The 19,931-nt window shown below is 55.9% G+C and carries 18 protein-coding genes and 2 tRNA genes; 7 read left to right on the top strand and 13 right to left on the bottom strand.

The genetic code is table 11. The features are described 5' to 3' along the window. Positions 1-45 precede the first annotated feature (45 nt). The gene (locus QP891_RS08715; RefSeq protein ID WP_005285561.1) at positions 46-537 is read left to right on the top strand and encodes a low molecular weight protein-tyrosine-phosphatase; all 492 of its coding nucleotides are present in this window, start codon (positions 46-48) and stop codon (positions 535-537) included. Positions 538-547: 10 nt separating this feature from the next. Next, a complete protein-coding gene (locus QP891_RS08710; RefSeq protein WP_284769456.1) occupies positions 548-1,507 on the top strand; it encodes an SURF1 family cytochrome oxidase biogenesis protein in 960 nt (319 codons plus the stop codon). A gap of 5 nt (positions 1,508-1,512) precedes the next feature. Here the strand turns inward: QP891_RS08710 and QP891_RS08705 are convergent, their stop codons facing one another. From QP891_RS08705 to QP891_RS08690, 4 genes are all read right to left on the bottom strand, one after another. Then, positions 1,513-1,857 carry a hypothetical protein gene (locus QP891_RS08705; RefSeq protein ID WP_284769455.1) on the bottom strand — a complete coding sequence of 115 codons (345 nt, stop codon included), beginning with the start codon at positions 1,855-1,857 and terminating at the stop codon, positions 1,513-1,515. 95 nt (positions 1,858-1,952) lie between these two features. Continuing rightward, positions 1,953-2,282: a hypothetical protein gene (locus QP891_RS08700; RefSeq protein ID WP_237791676.1), complete on the bottom strand. Its 330-nt coding sequence runs from the start codon at positions 2,280-2,282 to the stop codon at positions 1,953-1,955. A gap of 310 nt (positions 2,283-2,592) precedes the next feature. Continuing rightward, positions 2,593-2,668: transfer RNA gene (locus QP891_RS08695), tRNA-Val, on the bottom strand. 67 nt (positions 2,669-2,735) lie between these two features. Next, complete coding sequence (locus tag QP891_RS08690; protein WP_284769454.1) at positions 2,736-3,134, bottom strand: DUF3052 domain-containing protein; 399 nt, start codon at positions 3,132-3,134, stop codon at positions 2,736-2,738. Between the two features lie 358 nt (positions 3,135-3,492). Between QP891_RS08690 and aceE the strand changes: the two genes are divergently transcribed. The 3 genes from aceE to QP891_RS08675 all read left to right on the top strand — a co-directional run bounded on the left by aceE (position 3,493) and on the right by QP891_RS08675 (position 7,476). After that, positions 3,493-6,237, top strand: coding sequence for a pyruvate dehydrogenase (acetyl-transferring), homodimeric type (aceE, locus tag QP891_RS08685; RefSeq protein ID WP_284769453.1), 2,745 nt, complete (start codon positions 3,493-3,495; stop codon positions 6,235-6,237). Between the two features lie 154 nt (positions 6,238-6,391). After that, positions 6,392-6,691, top strand: a complete 300-nt coding sequence (locus tag QP891_RS08680; protein ID WP_284769452.1) for an acyl carrier protein — start codon at positions 6,392-6,394, stop codon at positions 6,689-6,691. Next, the gene (locus tag QP891_RS08675) at positions 6,688-7,476 is read left to right on the top strand and encodes an HAD-IIA family hydrolase (protein ID WP_284769451.1); all 789 of its coding nucleotides are present in this window, start codon (positions 6,688-6,690) and stop codon (positions 7,474-7,476) included. Before QP891_RS08680 ends, QP891_RS08675 begins: the two co-directional genes overlap by 4 nt. A 76-nt stretch (positions 7,477-7,552) precedes the next feature. Here QP891_RS08675 and QP891_RS08670 read toward each other — a convergent pair whose 3' ends face one another. Then, complete coding sequence (locus QP891_RS08670) at positions 7,553-7,969, bottom strand: hypothetical protein (RefSeq protein WP_284769450.1); 417 nt, start codon at positions 7,967-7,969, stop codon at positions 7,553-7,555. A gap of 819 nt (positions 7,970-8,788) precedes the next feature. Continuing rightward, complete coding sequence (locus QP891_RS08665) at positions 8,789-9,583, bottom strand: serine hydrolase domain-containing protein (RefSeq protein WP_284782371.1); 795 nt, start codon at positions 9,581-9,583, stop codon at positions 8,789-8,791. Between the two features lie 145 nt (positions 9,584-9,728). Here QP891_RS08665 and QP891_RS08660 point away from each other — a divergent pair, with 145 nt between their 5' ends. Then, positions 9,729-11,429 (top strand): alkaline phosphatase D family protein, encoded by a 1,701-nt coding sequence (locus QP891_RS08660; protein WP_284769449.1) that lies wholly within the window; start codon positions 9,729-9,731, stop codon positions 11,427-11,429. 124 nt (positions 11,430-11,553) lie between these two features. Here the strand turns inward: QP891_RS08660 and QP891_RS08655 are convergent, their stop codons facing one another. Continuing rightward, complete coding sequence (locus tag QP891_RS08655) at positions 11,554-12,642, bottom strand: alkene reductase (RefSeq protein ID WP_284769448.1); 1,089 nt, start codon at positions 12,640-12,642, stop codon at positions 11,554-11,556. 155 nt (positions 12,643-12,797) lie between these two features. Between QP891_RS08655 and QP891_RS08650 the strand changes: the two genes are divergently transcribed. Further along, positions 12,798-13,385, top strand: a complete 588-nt coding sequence (locus tag QP891_RS08650) for a hypothetical protein (protein ID WP_284769447.1) — start codon at positions 12,798-12,800, stop codon at positions 13,383-13,385. A 3-nt stretch (positions 13,386-13,388) separates the two neighbouring features. On the opposite strand, the gene QP891_RS08645 is transcribed toward QP891_RS08650, so the two are convergent. The 6 genes from QP891_RS08645 to QP891_RS11985 all read right to left on the bottom strand — a co-directional run bounded on the left by QP891_RS08645 (position 13,389) and on the right by QP891_RS11985 (position 19,785). Further along, positions 13,389-14,987: a mechanosensitive ion channel family protein gene (locus tag QP891_RS08645; RefSeq protein WP_284769446.1), complete on the bottom strand. Its 1,599-nt coding sequence runs from the start codon at positions 14,985-14,987 to the stop codon at positions 13,389-13,391. Between the two features lie 102 nt (positions 14,988-15,089). After that, positions 15,090-16,145 carry a trimeric intracellular cation channel family protein gene (locus QP891_RS08640; RefSeq protein ID WP_284769445.1) on the bottom strand — a complete coding sequence of 352 codons (1,056 nt, stop codon included), beginning with the start codon at positions 16,143-16,145 and terminating at the stop codon, positions 15,090-15,092. Positions 16,146-16,253: 108 nt separating this feature from the next. Then, a tRNA-Ile gene (locus tag QP891_RS08635) sits at positions 16,254-16,327 on the bottom strand. 358 nt (positions 16,328-16,685) lie between these two features. After that, the gene (locus QP891_RS08630; RefSeq protein ID WP_284769444.1) at positions 16,686-18,206 is read right to left on the bottom strand and encodes a helix-hairpin-helix domain-containing protein; all 1,521 of its coding nucleotides are present in this window, start codon (positions 18,204-18,206) and stop codon (positions 16,686-16,688) included. After that, on the bottom strand, positions 18,199-18,939 hold the full coding sequence (locus QP891_RS08625; protein ID WP_284817034.1) for a hypothetical protein: 741 nt from the start codon (positions 18,937-18,939) through the stop codon (positions 18,199-18,201). The genes QP891_RS08630 and QP891_RS08625 overlap by 8 nt, the downstream gene beginning before the upstream one ends. 711 nt (positions 18,940-19,650) lie before the next feature. Next, positions 19,651-19,785, bottom strand: a complete 135-nt coding sequence (locus tag QP891_RS11985; protein WP_350309205.1) for a transposase — start codon at positions 19,783-19,785, stop codon at positions 19,651-19,653. Positions 19,786-19,931: the final 146 nt, after the last annotated feature.

The following is a 19,931-nucleotide window of genomic DNA, read 5'->3' as shown; positions in this document are numbered from 1 at the left end:
TCCTGTCTCCCGCACTACAGTACTATCTGCGCAAAGGGTTTTCGCATGACTGAATCTTCTTCTCACTCGGGTCTCTACCTCGTCTTTGTGTGCACCGGCAATATTTGCCGCTCGCCCATGGCCGAAATCATCGTTCGCGATGAAATGGAAGATGACATGCTCGATCTCCTCGCCACCGTGGATTCCTGCGGGCTCGGCGGCTGGCACGTGGGGCAAGGCGCGGATGAGCGGGCCGTGGCGGAGCTGCGCCGCGCCGGACACGATGGGGCCTCCCACCGTGCATCCAAATTGGGCGAAGAGCACATGGACGCCGATCTCTTCATCGCGATGGACTCCGGGCACTATGATTCGCTCATCGATCTGGGCATCGAGCCTGCCAAGGTCCGGCTGATGCGCAGCTTCGATCCCAATTCTCCGGAAGGCGCAGAGGTCGCAGACCCCTACTACGGCACCGAAGAAGACTTCGAAACCGCGCGCAAGAATATCGAAGCCGCCGTCCCCGGCCTGCTGGATTGGATTCGCGAAAACCACGACTAGACTTGGGGGCATGCTAAAGACGTTCCTCAAGCCTGGCTGGGTGCTCATGCTGCTTTTCGTGGTGGCATTTTCCTACCTGGCCTTTAGTGTCCTTGCCCCATGGCAATTGGGAAAGGACGATGACATTGTGGAACGCAATGAAAACATCACCCACGCCTACGAAGCCGATCCGCAGCCGATTGACCAGGTCGTGGACGCTGATGGAGCCATCTCTGGCGATGAATGGTCCCGCACCACTCTGAAGGGCCACTACCTGCCCGAGGATGAGGTGCTGCTTCGCCTGCGCCCCGCCGGTTCCGGCCCGTCCTATCAGTCCTTGGTTCCTTTCCGCACCGATGCGGGCCTGACCATGCTGGTTAACCGCGGTTGGGTCAGCGCTGAGGAGGGCAATGCGGTGCCGGATATTCCGCCTGCCCCCTCCGAAGAGATAACGATTACCGGCATGGTGCGCTCGAATGAGGCCGAGCACAAAACCGCCCCCATCACGCAGGAGGGCTACCAGCAAGTCTATTCCATCCACACCGAGCAGGTGGGCTCGCTTATCGGTGCTGACTTAGGCCAAGACTATATCCAGCTCTCCGAGGATCAGCCGGGCGTGCTCAACGCCATGCCCGTCCCACAACTCGATCGCGGCAACCACCTTTCCTACGGCTACCAGTGGATTGCCTTTGGCATCATGGCCCCACTGGGTTTGGGATACTTTATTTGGTCCGAGATCCGCGAGCGCCGCCGCCTGCGCGAAGAAGAAGCCGCCATGCAGGCCCTCAATGCGGACGCAGAATCGCTTGCCGATGCCCCCGCCTCCAGCCCCTCCGCCCACGGCGAGCCTGGAACCGAGGCTGCTACCACCGCCGCTGCCGAAGCCGATACCGCATCTCACGCCGCGGCGCTGCGCAACCGCTCCCGCTACGGCGATTCCAAGCCGGATCACTATGCCAAGCTGAAAAAGCGCCGCCGCGAGCGCTACTAACTTTCCTAGCCCTCCTGACCTGCTTTCGATTTTGTAGTGCTGGCAGACCGGTCCCACATGAGTAATGCGAAGCCTACTGCGATCCAGACCGCGAATACCCACCACGCGTGTCCTGCGCCTTGACCATCAAAATAGGACAAGGAACGAACGAGGTACCCCGTTGCGCCAATGGATGTAGCCCAGCCAGCAGGGAGCAACCATGGTCCGGTGGCTAGGCCCGAGAGTGGGTTGCCAAGGAAGATAGTAAACACCGCGCCAATTCCCACACCTGCGGTACCGATCACCGCAGCTAGGCCTGCCGTGAGCAATGAAGTGGAAAGAATACCCAGCGCGATGGCCAACCATTCCATACCAAAATTGAAGTGCCCCGAGTTTGAGAGTGTCTAATGGTTTGTGTGTAGGTTCCCAACCTGCATAAGGAGATAAGCCGAGCAGGGACCTTCCGTTAGTAGACATTTGACTCGGCAACTACTTCATCAGAATCGGGACCAAACAAAACAATTCTTTGTTCTATGGAGCTAGCAACTACTTCAAAAAGTCGCGCAGCCGCTCCAGTATCAGTTTGTTCATAAACATCGACAACCGTTTCATATTCGTCGATATCTGGTTTCAAATCCCAAAACGCAGTTACATAAGCACCACTAGGAGTGTTAAATCTGTAAGTTTCCTGGGAATCATCATCAGATTTTAGGTTAAGGCACTCTCCAGCTGTATCGAGAATCTTAATTACTCTAGCCAGCCGAGCATCAGTAACAAAAGCTATACTTTCCGCCACGTTTCCGTTTCACCGCCTTATTATCCTGTGAAACAGTAATTATTTCCTAAACGCGATCATACGGTCCTGACCCCGGAAAGTGGACACACCAAGCAGCACAAGCCACCAACGGCCATGGAGACGACCGACCAGCATGTTTCAACAGCGGCATCGACTCTAGCTACAACCACTCTATGGGAATATACAAAGGTCACATGCTCTAAACCACACACCCCACCAACACAAAATGTCATTTAGGCCGGATGCCGCATGGTTGTAGTAAAAATATTAAAGACCCCCTCTTCGATTTCTCGAAAAGCGGGGTCTAATTTGGTGCGGCCTGAGGGGATCGAACCCCCGACCTATTGGGTGTAAACCAATTGCTCTTCCAGCTGAGCTAAAGCCGCATGCGCCCTTGCGCTGTTATGTACAGTAGCGCAGGATTGTGAAGCTACACAAATCAGCTGGTGAAAGCTATTTTTTGGTGTAACCGCGCGGTACCAGGCAGGAACCTTGCCACTCGCCCAAGCGCTCAGCTTTGGTCTGCACCAAGCCGGCGAGCTGTGCCGATTCAGAAATGAGACCAGGCTCAATAGTGCCAGGCTTGCCAGCGCCTGGGGTCAGCAACCATACGGAACCGTTATCCGCGAGCGGGCGGATGGCATCCACCAAGCCGTCCACGAGGTCGCCGTCTTCCTCGCGCCACCAAAGAAGGACTACATCGCACAGCTCATCATTTTCCTCTTCGAGGAAATCCTCACCGAGTACGGCTTCGATAGATTCAGAGATTGCGGTGTCACAATCCTCGTCCCAACCAAGCTCTAGAGCGATTTGCCCTTCCTTGATTCCGAGCTTGACTGCAGCGTCAGCCACTATGCATTTCCTTCCTTATCCGGTGAATTCTTTCTCACGCCCAGCCCGCGCTTAACGCGGAGGGCGTGTGTTATTACATGTAGTTTAACGTCCCAGGGCGTCTTTTACTTGCTATAGCACCCCTTTCCCCCAATTTGCAGGCCCTTTTCTGCTCACACCGACGTCTGTTTTGTGGGAGAACTAGCGCCGTTTAGGGGCCTACTACCCACGTTTGCACACCGGGTGAGGGAAGCAAACCGCAGGTAGTAGGGGGTGCGTCGGCAAGCGCGGCGTTTTATCCGGGATAGACTCCCACTCGCGATCTGGGAACGCGTATCGTAGGAGATAAACTCTGCAGACCCTTAATTAGGAGGTTTACATGGCCGAGAAGGACCCCGCCAAGGGCGATTCCAACTTCCCGCTTATCCGCGATGGTGTTGCATCGTACCTTCACGACAGCGACCCAGAAGAAACTCGCGAGTGGATGGATTCCCTCGATGGTCTGCTGGACCATTCTGACCAAGAACGCGCACGCTACCTGATGCTGCGCCTTCTGGAACGCGCCACCGCCAAGCGCGTGGAGCTTCCCTCGTTGACGTCGACGGACTTCGTCAACACCATCCCCACCAACATGGAGCCGGAATTTCCTGGCGATGAAGAACTAGAAAAGCGCTACCGCCGTTGGATCCGCTGGAACGCTGCCATCATGGTGCACCGAGCGCAGCGCCCCGGCATCGGCGTGGGCGGCCACATCTCCACCTATGCGGGTGCCGCCCCGTTGTACGAGGTCGGCCTCAACCACTTCTTCAAGGGTAAAGACGATCCTTCAGGCGGCGACCAGGTCTTCTTCCAAGGCCACGCCTCCCCGGGCATGTACGCCCGCGCTTACATGGAAGGTCGCCTTTCTGAGGAAGACCTCGACAGCTTCCGCCAGGAAGTCTCCCTTGGTGAAGGCAAGGGTCTGCCCTCCTACCCGCACCCGCGCCTGATGCCATGGTTCTGGGAGTTCCCCACCGTGTCCATGGGCATTGGCCCGATGAACGCCATTTACCAGGCACGCTTTAATAAGTACCTGGAAACCCGCGGTATCAAGGACACCTCCAAGCAGCACGTTTGGGCTTTCTTGGGCGATGGCGAAATGGACGAGCCAGAATCCCGCGGCCTGCTGCAAACCGCTGCTCTGTACGAGCTGGATAACCTCACCTTCGTCATTAACTGCAACCTGCAGCGCCTCGACGGTCCAGTGCGCGGTAATACCCAGATCATCCAGGAGCTGGAGTCCTTCTTCCGCGGCGCCGGCTGGGACGTTATCAAGGTCATTTGGGGCCGCGGCTGGGACAAGCTGCTGGAAAAGGACACCGAAGGTGCCCTCGTCAACATCATGAACACCACCTCTGATGGTGACTACCAGACCTTCAAGGCCAATGACGGCGCTTATGTGCGCGAGCACTTCTTCGGCCGCGATGAGCGCACCGCAAAGCTGGTAGAAGACTTCTCCGATGACGAGATTTGGGCGCTGCGCCGCGGCGGCCACGACTACCGCAAGGTCTACGCAGCGTACGCCCGAGCCCTGGAGAACAAGGGTTCCGGCAAGCCGACCGTCATCTTGGCCCACACCATTAAGGGCTACGGCTTGGGCCACAACTTCGAGGGCCGCAACGCTACCCACCAGATGAAGAAGCTGACGCTGGAGGATCTCAAGAACTTCCGCGATAAACAGGAAATCCCCTTCTCCGATGAAGAGCTGGAAAAGGATCCCTACCTGCCGCCGTACTACCACCCGGGCAAGGATTCTCCGGAGATCAAGTACATGCTGGAGCGCCGTAAAGAACTCGGCGGCTTCCTGCCCGAGCGTCGCACGGACTTCACTCCATTGGAAGCACCTTCCTTGGACAAGCTGCGCTCCGTGCGCAAGGGCTCTGGCAAGCAAGAAGTCGCTACCACCATGGCCTTGGTGCGCACCTTCAAGGAGGTCATGCGCAATAAGGAACTGGGCAAGCGCATCGTGCCCATCATCCCGGATGAGGCTCGTACCTTCGGCATGGACTCCTGGTTCCCCACCATGAAGATCTGGAACCCGCGCGGCCAGAACTACGTGCCGGTGGACCACGACCTGATGTTGTCCTACCGCGAGGCCACCGATGGCCAAATTATGCACGAGGGCATTTCTGAGGCCGGTGCGGCAGCATCCTTTACCGCCGCCGCTACCTCGTATGCCACCCAGGGCGAAGCCATGATCCCGCTGTACATCTTCTACTCGATGTTCGGCTTCCAGCGCACTGGCGATGCCTTCTGGGCCGCCGGCGACCAGATGGGCCGCGGCTTCATCATCGGCGCTACCGCCGGCCGCACCACCCTGACCGGTGAGGGCCTGCAGCACATGGATGGCCACTCCCCTGTCTTGGCAGCCACCAACCCTGCGGTCATTTCTTATGACCCGGCCTTCGGTTTTGAGGTTGCACACCTGGTAGCGCGCGGTATCGAGCGCATGTACGGCGAGGACAATGAGCCGGTCATGTACTACCTCACCGTGTACAACGAGCCAGTCCACCAGCCGGCCGAGCCGGAAAACTTGGATGTGGAGGGCCTGCACAAGGGCATCTACCACTTCAATACTGCCGAGAACGGCTCCACCCCGGCCAATATCCTGGCTTCGGGTGTTGGCGTGCACGAGGCTCTTCGCGCACAGGAGATGCTGGCTGAGGATTACGATGTCAAGGCTTCGCTATTCTCCGTGACCTCTTGGAACGAGTTGGCCCGCGACGGTGCCCGCCGCAATAAGGAAGCGCTGCGCAAGGGCGAAGAGCCTTCCGAGGCATTCGCTACCTCCCAGCTCAAGGACTTCGAGGGCCCATTCGTTGGTGTCTCGGACTTCACCACCGAGCTGCAGGAGCAGATTCGCCCCTACGTCCCAGGTACCTACATCACCTTGGGCGCAGACGGCTTCGGCTTCTCCGATACGCGCGAGGGTGCCCGCCGCTTCTTCAACAATGACGCGGAATCCATCGTCGTCGCAGTGCTCGATGGCCTTGCCCGCGATGGCAAGATTGAGCGCTCCGTCGTAGAAAAGGCGGCCTCCGAGCTGAAGTTGGACGACCCAACTGCACCTAATAGCGGCGAGTAATATCGCCCGCACCTCCACAATGGAGATGTAGCTCAGGCGCTTCCGGCTTAATGCTGGAAGCGCCTGAATTGTTTTTCGCCCCATCCCCCCTAACCAGTACCGCGTGAGCCTATTTCTCCTATGTCACGCACCAATCGCTACTACACTGGTCATTATGGCAAATGACCTCAGTGCCCAATTGCAGGCAAAGTTTCAGGGTTCTGACCCAGATAAGGACCACGACCCGGATCGGGATACGCTGGGCGAGCTCATCGCCCTCATCGTCAAAGTCACCGATACCGAGGCCGAACTTGGCAAAGACACCGCGCTTTCTGATGTCGGCGTTGAATCCCTAGAGCTTATAGAGCTCACCGTGCGTGCAGAAGAGCTCTTTAAGGTGCGACTTACTGAGGAAACAATGCTTAACTGCGAGACCATCGGCGATATCGCTGACTATTTGGAGGACCACCAATGATTTCTTACCTATCCGATATGGACGGCGTACTCATCAAGGAAGGGGAAATGATCCCCGGCGCCGATAAATTCATACAGGCGCTGAAGGATAACGATATTGAGTACATGGTGCTCACTAATAACTCCATGTCCACCCCGCGCGACTTGGCAGCGCGGCTGCGTAATACCGGACTGGATATTCCGGCCGAGCGCATCTGGACCTCTGCCACGGCGACGGCAAACTTCTTGGCCACCCAGGCCAGCTCCAGCAAGGCCTACGTCGTGGGAGAGTCCGGCCTGACCACCGCGCTGCACGAGGCCGGTTGGATCCTCACCAATGATGACGCCGATTTCGTGGTCCTTGGTGAAACCCGCACCTACTCCTTTGAGGCAATTACCACCGCTATCAACCTCATCCGCAATGGCGCCCGCTTCATCGCCACCAACCCGGACGTTACGGGCCCTGCTCCCGAAGGTGTGCTCCCAGCAACTGGCGCGGTAGCAGCATTGATCACCGCCGCTACCAACCGGGAGCCCTACTACGTGGGAAAGCCCAACCCTGTCATGATGCGCTCGGCCCTCAATCACATCGGCGCACACTCTGAAAACACCATCATGATTGGTGATCGCATGGATACCGATGTCAAGGCGGGCCTAGAGGCCGGTATGCGCTCCATTTTGGTGCGCTCCGGCATTTCCGATGACCGCGAGATCTCCCGCTACCCGTATCGCCCCACCGCCGTGTTTAAGTCTGTTGCGGAAATTCCCGATAAGATCATGGATCCTTTCGCCGACGAGGAATCCTAAACGGCACCCCGCCGCGCGACCTAGCTCGTGCGGCTCGGCTCACATGGCCGCGCTCGAGCCGATTCGCTCGAGCGCTTTAGCTAAAACGCACGGTGGCGCTAAAACCATAGCGTTGCGCAAGATAGCACACCGAACTCTCGAGCGCGGCAAGCTCCGCCTCGGTTCCGGTGAGCACCTGATGGCAGCCAATGCCGATGCCGGAATCAATCTCCGGCCCCATGGCCTCACCTCGCACGAGTGCCTCCATAGAGATCTCATCGCGGTACCACCGAGTACACCACTGGGCGGTCAGCGGGTCATCGCCTGGGACGATGAACTCCGATTCGGTGCGAATGCACCGATCCATGGCGCGCTCTACTTCCGGGCGCAGCGCACGCGGCATCCCAGAAATTTTCAGCACACCAGTGACCACGACGGCCGCGCCGTTGCGGCTGGGCCACGTGTAGTTGGAGGCCGGTTGATCAACCGGCACTGTATTGACGCAAGTATTCATAGCCGATATCTCCCTCGACAAATCACCACTGCGAACCACACGCATGGCATGCGGCGCAGTGCAAGACGAGCTTCGTCTTCCCCAACGAACTGTCATTTGCGTCTGCACCCAATTTTCCTGCGTCACACCACCCTCTACAACCCTCAACTTTCACTTCAACCCCCAAGTTCTAAACCTCAACCCAAAGTCCAGACTGTGATTAAAGTGACTAAAGAAATTGAAGTTACAACAGTGAAATTTGAGAGATTTACCCCCTCAAACCATTCGCCCCGAAGCGACTTCCTGACAGAATCCGTTCACACGGCAGGTACCAGCAGAAACGCTTACCCAATAGCGCTCATCCCCTGAAACCTCGGCCGAAAACTGCCCCAATCCCGATAGAAGCGAAGCCCTCCAAAAAGCCCCGGGGCGTAAACCCACAGCGGGGGTAGCTAGCTGTCCCACCCCACCCCCACACCCAGCCTTATAGAAAACGCGCAAGCCGCAGCGGATAGTCGATATACATTTATTTGTAACTAAGAAACAGTTTGACACCGTCAACCCACGCTGCCTATACTGAGATAAATTCAAACAATCCGGTTTGAGTGCACCCCTACAGAAAGGTACAACCATGCCTGACATGCCTGAAACGTATTCTTCGTCCGATTTCGGCTTCGATCTTCTGAGCGCCTTTGACGGCTTCTTCACCCAAATCGCCATGATCCTAGAGAAGATCGTCGGCCAATCCCTGTTCTAAATAGAGCAGCTTTAAGCTCCCCACTCCACTGGAATGGGGAGCTTTTCCCGTTTTCCTATTAAGGAAAACTGCGAAGAAGCCTCTTATAGCGCCTGCCAGATCTTCGTATTGGTTTCATTCCACAGCGGCTTTGCCCAATCGCCAAAATCTCGGTCCGTTAATGCCACCATGGCGTAGTCGCCGGCCAGCCAGAGGTAGGTTCCGGACATGCCGAAGTGCCCAGTGGCATCGGCAGGCAGTGCTCCCATCCAATGGTCTTTCTCACCGCGGATCTCAAATCCAAGCCCCCAGGTGCAATCCTTAAAGCTCCCGTAACCAGGCACAATGCCGCGCAAACCAGCAAAGTGAACGCGGCGCATATCGGCCACGGTGCTGGGGTGCAAGAGCTGCGGGTCGTGGACCTCGGCAGCAAATGCAGCGAGATCCTCCACAGTGGAAACCAAGCCGTGCCCAGCCGAGCCCTCTAAGCGGGTGGAGGACATTCCAAGCGGCTCGCACACGCCTTCGCGCAGGTACTCTGCAAACTCGATGCCGGTGGCTTCTTCTACGATCTCTGCCGCCCATTCATATCCAGCAGAGGAATAGATGCGCCGCTCTCCCACTGGTTTTTGTTGTTCACGCGAATCGAACTTCACGCCCGAGGCGTGCGCGAGCAAATGCTCGAGGGTAGAACCTTCCGGACCGGCGGGCTGCTTCAAATCCACCGCACCTTCTTCCACTGCCATCATCACCGCGTACGCCGATACCAGCTTGGTAACTGAGGCAACCGGAAATTGGCACGATGTATCTCCTACCGTGTCTATCACCTCGCCGCTGTGGATCAACGCTCCAGCCACGGTATCTACGGGCCATTGACTTATCTGCTGCAACTCGCTCATGGCTTCCAGCCTACTGTGCTCTAGGCCTCAGAATAAGGTGTGCCGATCGGTGCGGAGGTAAACCCGTGGTTACTGATTAAGGAATTTCTGGTGTAATGCAGCCTGAGCGGTTGCAGGCCCTTTCTATCTAAGAAACCTTATGAATATGACTAGCAGAAACCACAGCACGCAATCAGAGATGTCTCATGTCAACCGCCGCAAATTCCTCCAAACCAGCGGCACCGTCGGCGCCGCCCTGGCGCTGACCACCACTGCCAGCACGGCCAACGCCAGCACTGCTCATGCACAAAGCAGCCTTTCCTCGCGCCCAGAACCACACATGGTAGAGCCCACGCTCGGTGAACGCCCCTTCCTGCACGGCGTAGCCTCGGGAGATCCCATTCCAGATTCCGTTGTTTTGTGGACACGCGTGACACCAGGTGCAGATGCGATGCCTGGCTCCGGTGCGGGCGCGCCTACCACCGTGGAATGGGAAATTGCGCGGGATGAGGAGTTTAGGGACATCGTCAAGCACGGCGAAGTCACCACCGATCCTGCACAGGATCACACCGTCCACGTGGATCCTCACGGCCTCGAACCAGAAAGCGTGTATTACTTCCGCTTTCATGCCCAAGATAAAATCTCCCCCGTAGGTCGCACCAAAACCGCACCGGCGGTTACGGCATCCCCAGAGGAGCTAACCTTTGGTGTGGCCAGCTGTGCCAACTGGGAGTCCGGTTTCTTTCAAGCCTATGGTGATATCGCAAAGCGCGGACGAGCCGGGCAACTAGATTATATGGTCTTTCTAGGAGACTATATTTACGAATACCCACAGCGCGAGTACGCCGGTTTCGGTCCAGTGCGCCTGCACCACCCAGCGCATGAGATTACGACGCTGGAAGATTATCGCACGCGCCTTGGCCGCTACCGCACCGATGAAAATCTCCAAGCGGCGCATGCTGCCCTGCCGTGGATCGCGGTCTGGGATGACCACGAAACCGCAGATAATTCTTGGAGGGACGGCGCCCATAACCACACGGAGGGGAAAGAAGGCGCGTGGATCGATCGCCGCAACGCCGCGATGCAGGCCTACTTTGAATGGATGCCGGTACGGGCAAGTAATCCTTCCAATGATGGCCATCTCTACCGGTGCTTGACCTTTGGGGATCTTGTGGAACTGACCATGATGGATCTGCGCACGTACCGCGATAAACAGATACTCTTTGGACCTGCCAGGATGGCCTCGGAGGGGCGAAGCATGCTCGGTTCGGAGCAGTACGACTGGCTGGTCAACAAGATCGATACCTCCGCCGCCGCGTGGAATATGCTGGGCAACTCCGTCATGTTCTCCCCCATGAACCTGGCTACCCTGCAGCGCGACGACAAGCTAGCACCCGTATCATCCTCACTGTCATCCAATATCACCGGCATTCCCGTCAATGGCGACCAATGGGATGGATACTCGGCAGAACGCCGGATGCTTATCGATGCCCTTGCGAAGCACGACTCCCACGCCCTCTTTGTTACCGGCGATATCCACTCCGAATGGGCGCATAATATCAGCAAGGATGGGCACATCTTCGGGGCCGAAATGGTGTGCTCATCTGTCTCCGCGCCCAATGTCAACGAACAGCTTCACTTACCCGAGGACAACGAGCTTTCCAAGTTGGCAGAGAGGTTCCTTTTGGAGGCAAACCCTCATACACGCCACGTAAACCTCGATCACCACGGATATAGCTACGTCACCATCCGCCCGGATTCTGCGGAAATGCACTGGCTGCGCGTTGAGGATCTCCTCAATCCCGCCGCACCAGTAAACGAAGCCGTCACGCTGACATGGCGCCCGGATCAGGGATTCAATTCTTAATTATTAGCGGGCAGTTGTTAACGCTCGCTGGGTGCACGTTCGATATAGAGAGTGAAAGATCCTCTCTGGGATATTTCACTCTCTATCACTCGCGCTCTCCCCCCTACCTGCCGCGGACTACGGGTTAGTCCGCGGCAGTTTCATAATCAATGTAGCCGCGCTCGCCACCGACGTAGAACGTGGCCTGATCTGGCTCATTAAGGGCCAGACCTTCTTCCCACCGGCGTACCAAGTCCGGGTTAGCAATGAGCTGTCGACCCACTACAACGGCATCCACGTGGTCCAATTCCAGCTCGCGCTCGGCATCTTCCTTAGTGGTGACAGTGCCGAAACCATCATTCATCAAGACCTTGGTTTCGCCATTGGCACGAGCCTTCTTTGCCAAGGCCGAGATGAGTTCGCCTTCAGGCTCGGCGTGCAGGAAGGATACATAAGCCAAGTTTAGCGGGGCGATAGCGTCCAAAAGGCCGCCGTAGGTGGCCAGCATATCCGCTTCGTCATCTTCAACAATGCCTTGTACAACGTGGGCTGGGGAGAAGCGCACGCCCACGCGATCAGCACCAATTTCATCAACGACAGCACGAATAACCATCTCTGGCAGGCGCCACCGGTTTTCTGGGCTGCCACCAAATTCATCGTCGCGCTGGTTGGCAGACGGTGCCATGAATTCGTGCAGCAGGTAGCCATTCGCATTGTGGATTTCTACACCATCAACGCCCGCGTCGACGGCCCGGCGTGCGGCAGCACGGAATTCTTCAACGATGCGCGGGAGCTCATCGGCTTCTAGGGCGCGCGGCACCGGTGCATCCATCTTGCCGGCAAAGCCGCGAACCTGGCCGTCCCAATCCAGGGCGCTCGGGGCCTCTGCCTGGGCGCCATCAATGAGATCCGGGTGGCTGGTACGGCCGCCGTGCATGATCTGCATGAACAGCACGCCGCCCTTGTCATGTACTTCGTCAGCTACCTCGCGCCAACCAGCGGCTTGCTCGTCATCGACGATGCCCGCCTGACCAGGGAACGCGCGGTTGGTCCATGCGGGGAAGGTTCCCTCGGTCACGACGAGACCGGCGCTAGCGCGCTGGGAATAGTACTTTTTGTGTAGCTCGCTGGGTACACCACTGTGACCTGCACGCTGACGAGTCAGCGGCGCCATGGTCACGCGGTTGTTCAACGTATAACGGCCAAGTTCCAAAGATGTAAATAATGATGTCATGTCTACTGAAACAGCCCGTGGTTTAAATTTGTTCCACCTTTCGCCGCATTTCCTATAAGTCTGCAGCTAGATACCGGTTTAAGTGCTAAAGTTTTCACCATTCACACCGTCGATTGCTACCAGTTTTTATGATGATGAAACGCCACACTTCCTTAATGCTTGCCGCCTTGTCCCTCACCATGCTCAGCGCCTGCGGTACCTCCGATGATTCCGATTCTGCCGATCCCGAACCTGCCTTTGTGCCCAGCGAGGCTTCCACGGCTCCTACGACCGTGACGGAAACCCTGGAGAATACTCCAGACTCCACCGAGGAAAAGGGCGATAAGGAAGGCGACGAGCATGGCGATGCCGGCTCGGATGATGACGCTCCCCCTGCTGGAAATCACACGCTTTACGCCGGGAAAATTGGCGGCGACTGCGGATATACCAACCAGGGAGACACCATCCACGCAGGCGAACATACATCCTGCGAATTTACCGGCCCCATTTTTGATGAAGCGCTCAAGCACACTTATACATTCCAGCAGCGCGATCCGAGAGCCAACGGCGCGTATAGCACCGAAATTTCCGTCGCCAGCCCTATCACCGGTAAGACCTATGACCTTCGCTGTTCAATTGGATCAGATCGCCGCGGACTCATCTGCGGGAAAGACGGAGACAATAGCTTAAGTGTCATATACCGAGCCGAGGAACTCGATCGCTTCTGGACGGACCGCCTCGAGGTAAGCGGCGGTCCTCAGTAGAATCTAGTGGGGTTCTGAAGGAATCGCGGTCTGTTGGCTATCCGCCGCCCCGCTATTTCCGTCTGCGCCGGAGTCTCCATCTCCAGTCCCTTGGCCATCACCAGAACCGCCGTTCGAGTCACCTGGGCCATCTTGATTGCTGCCGTGCCCGTCCCCCGAATTAGGAGTGGAATTGGGGTCCTGGCTGGGGTAGCTAGGAACGGTCGGCGTATTGGTGGTCGTCGGTGTTGAGCCAGCATCCGTTGGTTCGGTTGGGGTGCCGGTAGTAAGAGGGTCTTCCGTGGGCGCATTCCCTTCAGATTCCGTTGGTGCCTCTGAAGAAGATTGCGTATCTCGTTCCTTCCAATAGTCCGGCGATAACCAGCCAGCTTCCCCTTCCTCTGGATTGCTTGCCGCGAGGATGAGCAGGCCAACGACGAGGAGAGCCGCCACGAGGCCAGTGGTGGAGGCACGCACGCGTCCGCCGATGGTGGAGACCTTTTGGAATTGGGTATTGGTCTGGATGGTGCGCCAGATCTTTCTGCGAGATTTATCATCGTCGTCTGCGGCATCTGCGTCCGCTTCATCCGTGACTGCTTGTTCATCGACCTTGGTCTGAGCAAGCTCGACTTCCTCTGGAACCAGTTCCTCTTCTACCGTGGGGTCATCCACGGGCGTATTGGGGCGGGAGCCTTCCCCAGCATCCAAGGCGTCTTTGGCCGACTGCGCCACGGCATGCTTTGGGTCCGCCGGCTTCTTCTTTTTCTGTTCCTGCAGCTCATCAAAGTCGATGGCGGAACCGTAGTGGTCCCAGAATTCCGAGAGCAACGCCGAGCGGATAGCTCGCTCCACGGACCACTGGCGGGCGGGATTGACAGTCACCATGATGCGGTAGCCCACCTGCCACGGCTGACCAGCAACCTGCGGGCTGACCAATTGCGTGGCGGGAAGAACCGTGAGCTCGCCGGCGACATCGACAGAGATCTCTGGGGCTTCAATAGCGTGCTCCGAAATCTCTTTGACGCGGCTCGTAATCTCCGGCAGGGACTCGCCCTCATGCACTGGGACATTGATATTGACCACCGCGCGGGACCATTCCTTGGAATAGTTGGTCACCACGCCGGCGGAGCTATTGGGGATGGTCACCAACTCACCGCTAGGGGTGCGCACCTTCGTGGTGCGCAGGGTCAGCGTCACCACATCGCCTTCTACCCCAGGAATGCCGGCAAAGGAGACGTAGTCACCCACGCCGAATTGCTTTTCCGTGAGGATGAAAAATCCAGAAAGGAAATCCGAAATCACGGACTGGGCGCCAAAACCAACCGCGGCAGACACTATCGTCGCAGGCACCGCAGCGCCCAGCGCCGGAACGCCGAGATTAGTCAGCGCGGCCGCGACCAATAGGAAGTACGCAACCGCTTGGACGATGTAGACCAAGGCCCCGGTCAGCGCCAGCCGCGCCTTCGTGGATTCTTCTTGCTCATCCAAATTATGTTCAATAATCCGGATGGCTAGGCGCCCCATGCGGGGCAAAAGAATGCCGATAATCACGAATGCGATGAGCGGCAAGCCGTGGTCAACGATGAGGCCCCACAGCTCAAAAAAGAAGTACCTCAAGTTCATGGTTCTAGGATATGGCACCTAGCTGAAAAATTGATGCCAGTTTTCTGCCAGAAATCCAGACCCGGAATTTAGGGGGGCATCGGCAAGCAGCTGCTTAGAAACCTAGTCGCGCGATTGGTAGCGGTCCATCAGGCGATCAATCAGCTCATCAGTAAGCTTGTCATCTTCCAAAATCGTATCGAGCAGCCGCTGGGATTCCTCGCTGGAGGTCTGCTCCTCTTCCTCATAGGAATCGCCGCTAAAGTCCACGCCAAAGTCCATGTCCTCGGACTCCGCTGGCGCCGAGCTGAACTGATCGACGTCTGATTCGAAGGACTGCAAAAACTCGCTGGCCTCTTCCGCCGCATCCTGGCGGCGCTTGCCGGAACGCACTTCCTTTTCGATGCGCCGCTGCAGCGCCTCTTCCATCTGCCGGTGGCGCCAGGAGCGCACGCGGTGCGGCTCCAGCTTGCGCCCGACCGCGCGGCTCTTGTTCTCAGCCTTCTTCGCCAGCACCTTAACCTGCGCAGCCGTATCATTAATCGGCGCCCACTCCTGGTTCGCGGGCACGCGCCAACCGGCCCAAATACCCAGCAGCGCCAAGAAAATGGACACCAACGGTCCCACGATCATGCCGACGGCCAACATATCGAAGTGGTTGCCCACCAACACGATCACGGTGCAGGCGATGGCCGGAATCACCGTCGGCTGATTATCGCCAAAGACGGCGGGCTCGCGCCCCATGGCGATATCGCGAATCATGGAACCGCCTGTAGCGGTAAACACGCCCATCATGATGCACGGAATCGGCGGCAGACCATAGGTAATGGCCTTCACGGCGCCGGTGCCGGCCCACAGGCCAGAAACCACGGCATCACCATGCGCCTGGATATAATCCCAGGTCTTTCCCTTAAAGTAGACAAAGCGCGCAATCAACGCACCCGTAAACGCCAGGTACAGGTACTCCGGCTCACTCATCGCCGCCACGGTGCCGCGATTGATAAGCACATCGCGCACCATGCCCCCGCCCAGGGAAGAAAACATCGCGATGAAGAAAAACCCGATGATGTCGTATCCGCGCTTGCGCGCAATGGTGCCGCCGATAATTCCCATCAGCAATACACCGCTGACATCGGACCAGCGATAGAGGGACTCAATGAGCGGATCTACTTCTGCCATATGGTTATTAGACTTCACCCGCCCGTGCCTGCGCAATTAACACACCCACATGCGCAGCTAAGCACAGAAAAGGCGCCGGCACTGCTTGCCGATGCCTCCCTATCACCGTGGGGCCAGCGGGGCTCGAACCCGCGACCAACGGATTATGGGTCCGTAGCTCTAACCGACTGAGCTATAGTCCCGCGTATTCCCTTTCAACGCAACCTACGCCAGCACTCAGCCGGCGAGCTACGTACTGCAGCGAATCCGCTCCCAGCAACACTAATCGGAAAGCCCAGAAAACGGCAATTTGATCAAAACCTGCAGCCGACGGGTTTTCAAGGCCCAATGCTTATCGTTAGCAAAACACCACCATAAAGAGTATCCAGTTTTCGGGGTCGAAGCATTCAGAACCTTGCGACCCAACAATCATTGACAGCTACTACAGCCACGACTGACCACATACTGCCACTAAAGAAAAATAAAGCGTCCTATTCAATTAGGCCACTATACATAGCACGACGGTTGCTAAGCCCGCATACCAAGCCCCTCCGCGACTTTTTAGGTAATGAATTCGAAAACTGCAGCTTTTATGGATTGCCTGATAGTGGATGCGCGCTTTTCACCGATGCCTTTTGCTTTTTTAAGTTGATGCTCGTCAGCGTCGTAGGCAGACCTTACGGTAGCAATTCCAATACTTTGAAGAGCTTTCTTCTGAAAATCCGTCAACGGAAGCTTTTGGACAGGTTCTTTCATGAATTGCTCAATGTCATGCCGATCAACCTGTTCAGCGTCCAAAGAGAGCTCAGGCAAGTCGCTTAGAGATTTTGAGTTTGGATGCACCTCCCTAAACCGCTTGACTGGAACTTCCCCCATAGACATTGCATCAGCAAACTTGAGACGATCATCGTTACGAGATAGTCCCTCGAGCAACAGAGAACAATTGACCAAGTATCTGTTACCCGGCGACTGTCGAGTCTGATAGTTGATGTCATGCAAAATGAGCAAGTTGCTGTAACAAAGCATATCTACTGCAAACTTCAATGCCGCGGGAACCTTATTCGAAATGAACAAGTACGCGCGAAACTCGTTTGCACCTCTGTGGGAGGCATTTTGATTCCTCACTCCGAACCACTTCAACAGGTCTTCTTGGAGGAACTGCCGGCTCCAATTCACTAGCTCTTCTCTACCACTGAACTTGTCGCCCAAAGCAGTATGATTTGAAAGCATCCGGACATTGTCTTGGGACAACACGGAGTGAGGATTTCCGCTCTCTGAGGCTAGCCTCAATAACGAGCGTGGGTTACCCGACGCCGCGATAGCAAGTAGAGGAACGTAATCGGCACCACTCCGCTTTTCCCACCGCTTCAGATAATCGGGAGCTTGATCCTGAAGCAATCGTCGACACCACTCAACGTATTCGGGCGAAGAAATATCTTTAGCTAAGTCAATCACTTCAGCGTCTTGAAAAGGCTCAAACTGAGAACCAAAATTAGTGACGCCAGGATACACTGCTGCGTTAATAGTCAAATTTGAAGAACGGAGTGATCTCATTATCGTGAAAAATATAGCTTGACGCTCGGGCGAGAACACGTGCACTGCTTCGTCGATGAACAGGACAAATTCGTGGACCATCCCTTGATCTGTAATGTCTTCAATGAAGTACATGAGGTCCTCAGCCGAACCTGTCCCACTAAAGGCTAGAGACTCTCGAATCAGACCTGCACGTTTCGCACTCCGGTACACTTTCTTAGCAATTTTGTTAATCACCCAAGTCTTGAAATCATGCGCCGAAGTCTCTGGATCAAGGTCAATCGCAGCTGATGCAAAATTCAGGCTCACCGGCATTCGCACCCTGCCTGATTGACCTTTCCCCAAACCATCGAGTAGCTTCCGCTCCGCTACTTTCATCAAGAAAGACTTCCCCGTTCCTCGAGCACCGCGGAGAAGGACAGGCTCTCTTCCCTTCAATTTTTCGATAATTTGAAGTTCCTCAGCCGCCCCCTGATAGAAATCAAGAATTTCAGAGTCAGCAATATCTTCGGTGCGCAAGCAGAGCTCACGATTAGCAGTTTTAGTCATCAAACTCAGTCCCTCTCAGCAAATCTAATAGATGTTTGTCAGATAAATTCTCATTTACAAACGTTTGAAATAAGTTTTTCCGACAATCACCCATATATTGTTCGAAATTCTCAAGCAACAGCGAGTAGGCAAGAAAGCTACATATTCTCTTCCAAATCCCAAACCACTTCGCAACGGGATCTTTCCTCAGATGCTCACCCTCCACTGCACGAATGTTTACATGTACAAAATCAGAAGTGAACCCATAATCACCCTTGACGGATTCTTCTAGCCGCGCGGCCAACCCCATCAAAGCCTCCTTCAAGTAAGGATGTTCGAGTGCCAGCTTCGACAGACCAACAAATTCGCGACTAAACACACCCTTATCTCTATCCTTCGCTCGGCCCGTGGGAATCGAATGCGAACGGTACTTCCACATACGACCGATGGAAGGATGAAGCCCAAAGTACGCAAAACCCAAAACCTGCTCTAACACAGTCCGCAGATGCGCAAACGAAGCGCGCTCGCTGTTGGCCACCAATAACAACAACCCCGGCTGCGCTGTCTGAATAATGTCTTGAAGGATTAGATTTTGTATTTCGTCTTTGACGGAAATGCCAGATAGTAATTCCAGATCATCGAGAAACTGGGCGATTTCCTGACTATATTGTTCCCTAAATCTCCCCGAATTTTTTACATCCGCAAGAAAAGAATCGATTAGCGAGTCGTAATTCGAAGGTAACGTAGAACTCATTTTTCCCTTAGGTCACACAGTGCGTTTACATTAGACGTACGATATAGGTTCCGTGTAGCATTGGTCCCGACCCCCGGAAAGTGGACGCATCGGGGGCTAGCTATGCTGCTTTGGTCAGTATAGCCGAAGTCTCGGTTTCAAAGACATCAGGAGCTACAAGATTGCACCAGGAGTGCCGCCTGCGCGTGTTGTAGCGCATGCACCACCGGAAGACGGGCCCGACCCCCGAAAAGTGGACACATCGGGGGTCGGGCCCTGATTCGTTAGTCAGCCGACTAAACAACGGCTACCGAATCCGAATCGGAGACTTTGATATGCGCAAAGCTACCGCCCCGGAAGACCCCGACGCCTAAGCACACCCACTCGGTCCGGGCCCAAGCTAAAAATCGCTTCGCCTGGGCAAGTACCAACTACCCGGAACACCCCAGTACCGCGTTCCTGAAACACCGGTACCAACAAACCGCATCCGACAACGAGGAACGATTGAGCTTTAACACATCGCACATCCCTGTGAGCCGAGTACTCGGTTCGGTGGTCATAGACAAGCTGAAAGCGGATCACCAGCGTGTCTCTTCGGCAAAATATTTCGCGGCCTTGCGCAGAATATCGCGTTCTTCGCGTAACTTTGCATTTTCTTTTGTCTCACTGGCGGATTCGCTCGGAATCAGTCGTCGCCTGGGCCTTGTCGCGCATAGTCTTCGTGCGAGCACGCTATCCGGTGCCGTAGTGCTTAAGCCAGGAATAAAGTGAGGAACGATTAACTCCAAGCTTTGTAGAAGCCGCGTGAAGTGAGTTTTTGTAGAGGGCCACAGCATCACGTTTGAACTGTTCGGAGTACCTGGACATGGTGGTAGATTACCTTTCTTCCCAACCCAACCGGGCTGGATATCAGGTGTCCACCAAACGGGGTCAGCCCTGTCTCGTACTCTAGGGCATGCTAATGCTTTGACGACGCTGAATCATTATGTGACGTGGTTTCCCTCTGGTTTGGA

The sequence above is a fragment of the Corynebacterium sp. MSK310 genome (assembly GCF_030227355.1).
GTDB lineage: Bacteria > Actinomycetota > Actinomycetes > Mycobacteriales > Mycobacteriaceae > Corynebacterium > Corynebacterium rhinophilum.
This window is presented reverse-complemented; position numbering and strand designations above follow the sequence as displayed.

Excerpts from the sequence above, each read along its gene's own strand:
- QP891_RS08715 (WP_005285561.1), top strand. The coding sequence starts at position 46 with ATGACTGAATCTTCTTCTCACTCGGGTCTCTACCTCGTCTTTGTGTGC.
- QP891_RS08710 (WP_284769456.1), top strand. The coding sequence starts at position 548 with ATGCTAAAGACGTTCCTCAAGCCTGGCTGGGTGCTCATGCTGCTTTTC.
- QP891_RS08705 (WP_284769455.1), bottom strand. The coding sequence starts at position 1,857 with ATGGAATGGTTGGCCATCGCGCTGGGTATTCTTTCCACTTCATTGCTC.
- aceE (WP_284769453.1), top strand. The coding sequence starts at position 3,493 with ATGGCCGAGAAGGACCCCGCCAAGGGCGATTCCAACTTCCCGCTTATC.
- QP891_RS08680 (WP_284769452.1), top strand. The coding sequence starts at position 6,392 with ATGGCAAATGACCTCAGTGCCCAATTGCAGGCAAAGTTTCAGGGTTCT.
- QP891_RS08675 (WP_284769451.1), top strand. The coding sequence starts at position 6,688 with ATGATTTCTTACCTATCCGATATGGACGGCGTACTCATCAAGGAAGGG.
- QP891_RS08670 (WP_284769450.1), bottom strand. The coding sequence starts at position 7,969 with ATGAATACTTGCGTCAATACAGTGCCGGTTGATCAACCGGCCTCCAAC.
- QP891_RS08665 (WP_284782371.1), bottom strand. The coding sequence starts at position 9,583 with ATGAGCGAGTTGCAGCAGATAAGTCAATGGCCCGTAGATACCGTGGCT.
- QP891_RS08660 (WP_284769449.1), top strand. The coding sequence starts at position 9,729 with ATGACTAGCAGAAACCACAGCACGCAATCAGAGATGTCTCATGTCAAC.
- QP891_RS08655 (WP_284769448.1), bottom strand. The coding sequence starts at position 12,642 with ATGACATCATTATTTACATCTTTGGAACTTGGCCGTTATACGTTGAAC.
- QP891_RS08650 (WP_284769447.1), top strand. The coding sequence starts at position 12,798 with ATGCTTGCCGCCTTGTCCCTCACCATGCTCAGCGCCTGCGGTACCTCC.
- QP891_RS08645 (WP_284769446.1), bottom strand. The coding sequence starts at position 14,987 with ATGAACTTGAGGTACTTCTTTTTTGAGCTGTGGGGCCTCATCGTTGAC.
- QP891_RS08640 (WP_284769445.1), bottom strand. The coding sequence starts at position 16,145 with ATGGCAGAAGTAGATCCGCTCATTGAGTCCCTCTATCGCTGGTCCGAT.
- QP891_RS08630 (WP_284769444.1), bottom strand. The coding sequence starts at position 18,206 with ATGACTAAAACTGCTAATCGTGAGCTCTGCTTGCGCACCGAAGATATT.
- QP891_RS08625 (WP_284817034.1), bottom strand. The coding sequence starts at position 18,939 with ATGAGTTCTACGTTACCTTCGAATTACGACTCGCTAATCGATTCTTTT.
- QP891_RS11985 (WP_350309205.1), bottom strand. The coding sequence starts at position 19,785 with ATGTCCAGGTACTCCGAACAGTTCAAACGTGATGCTGTGGCCCTCTAC.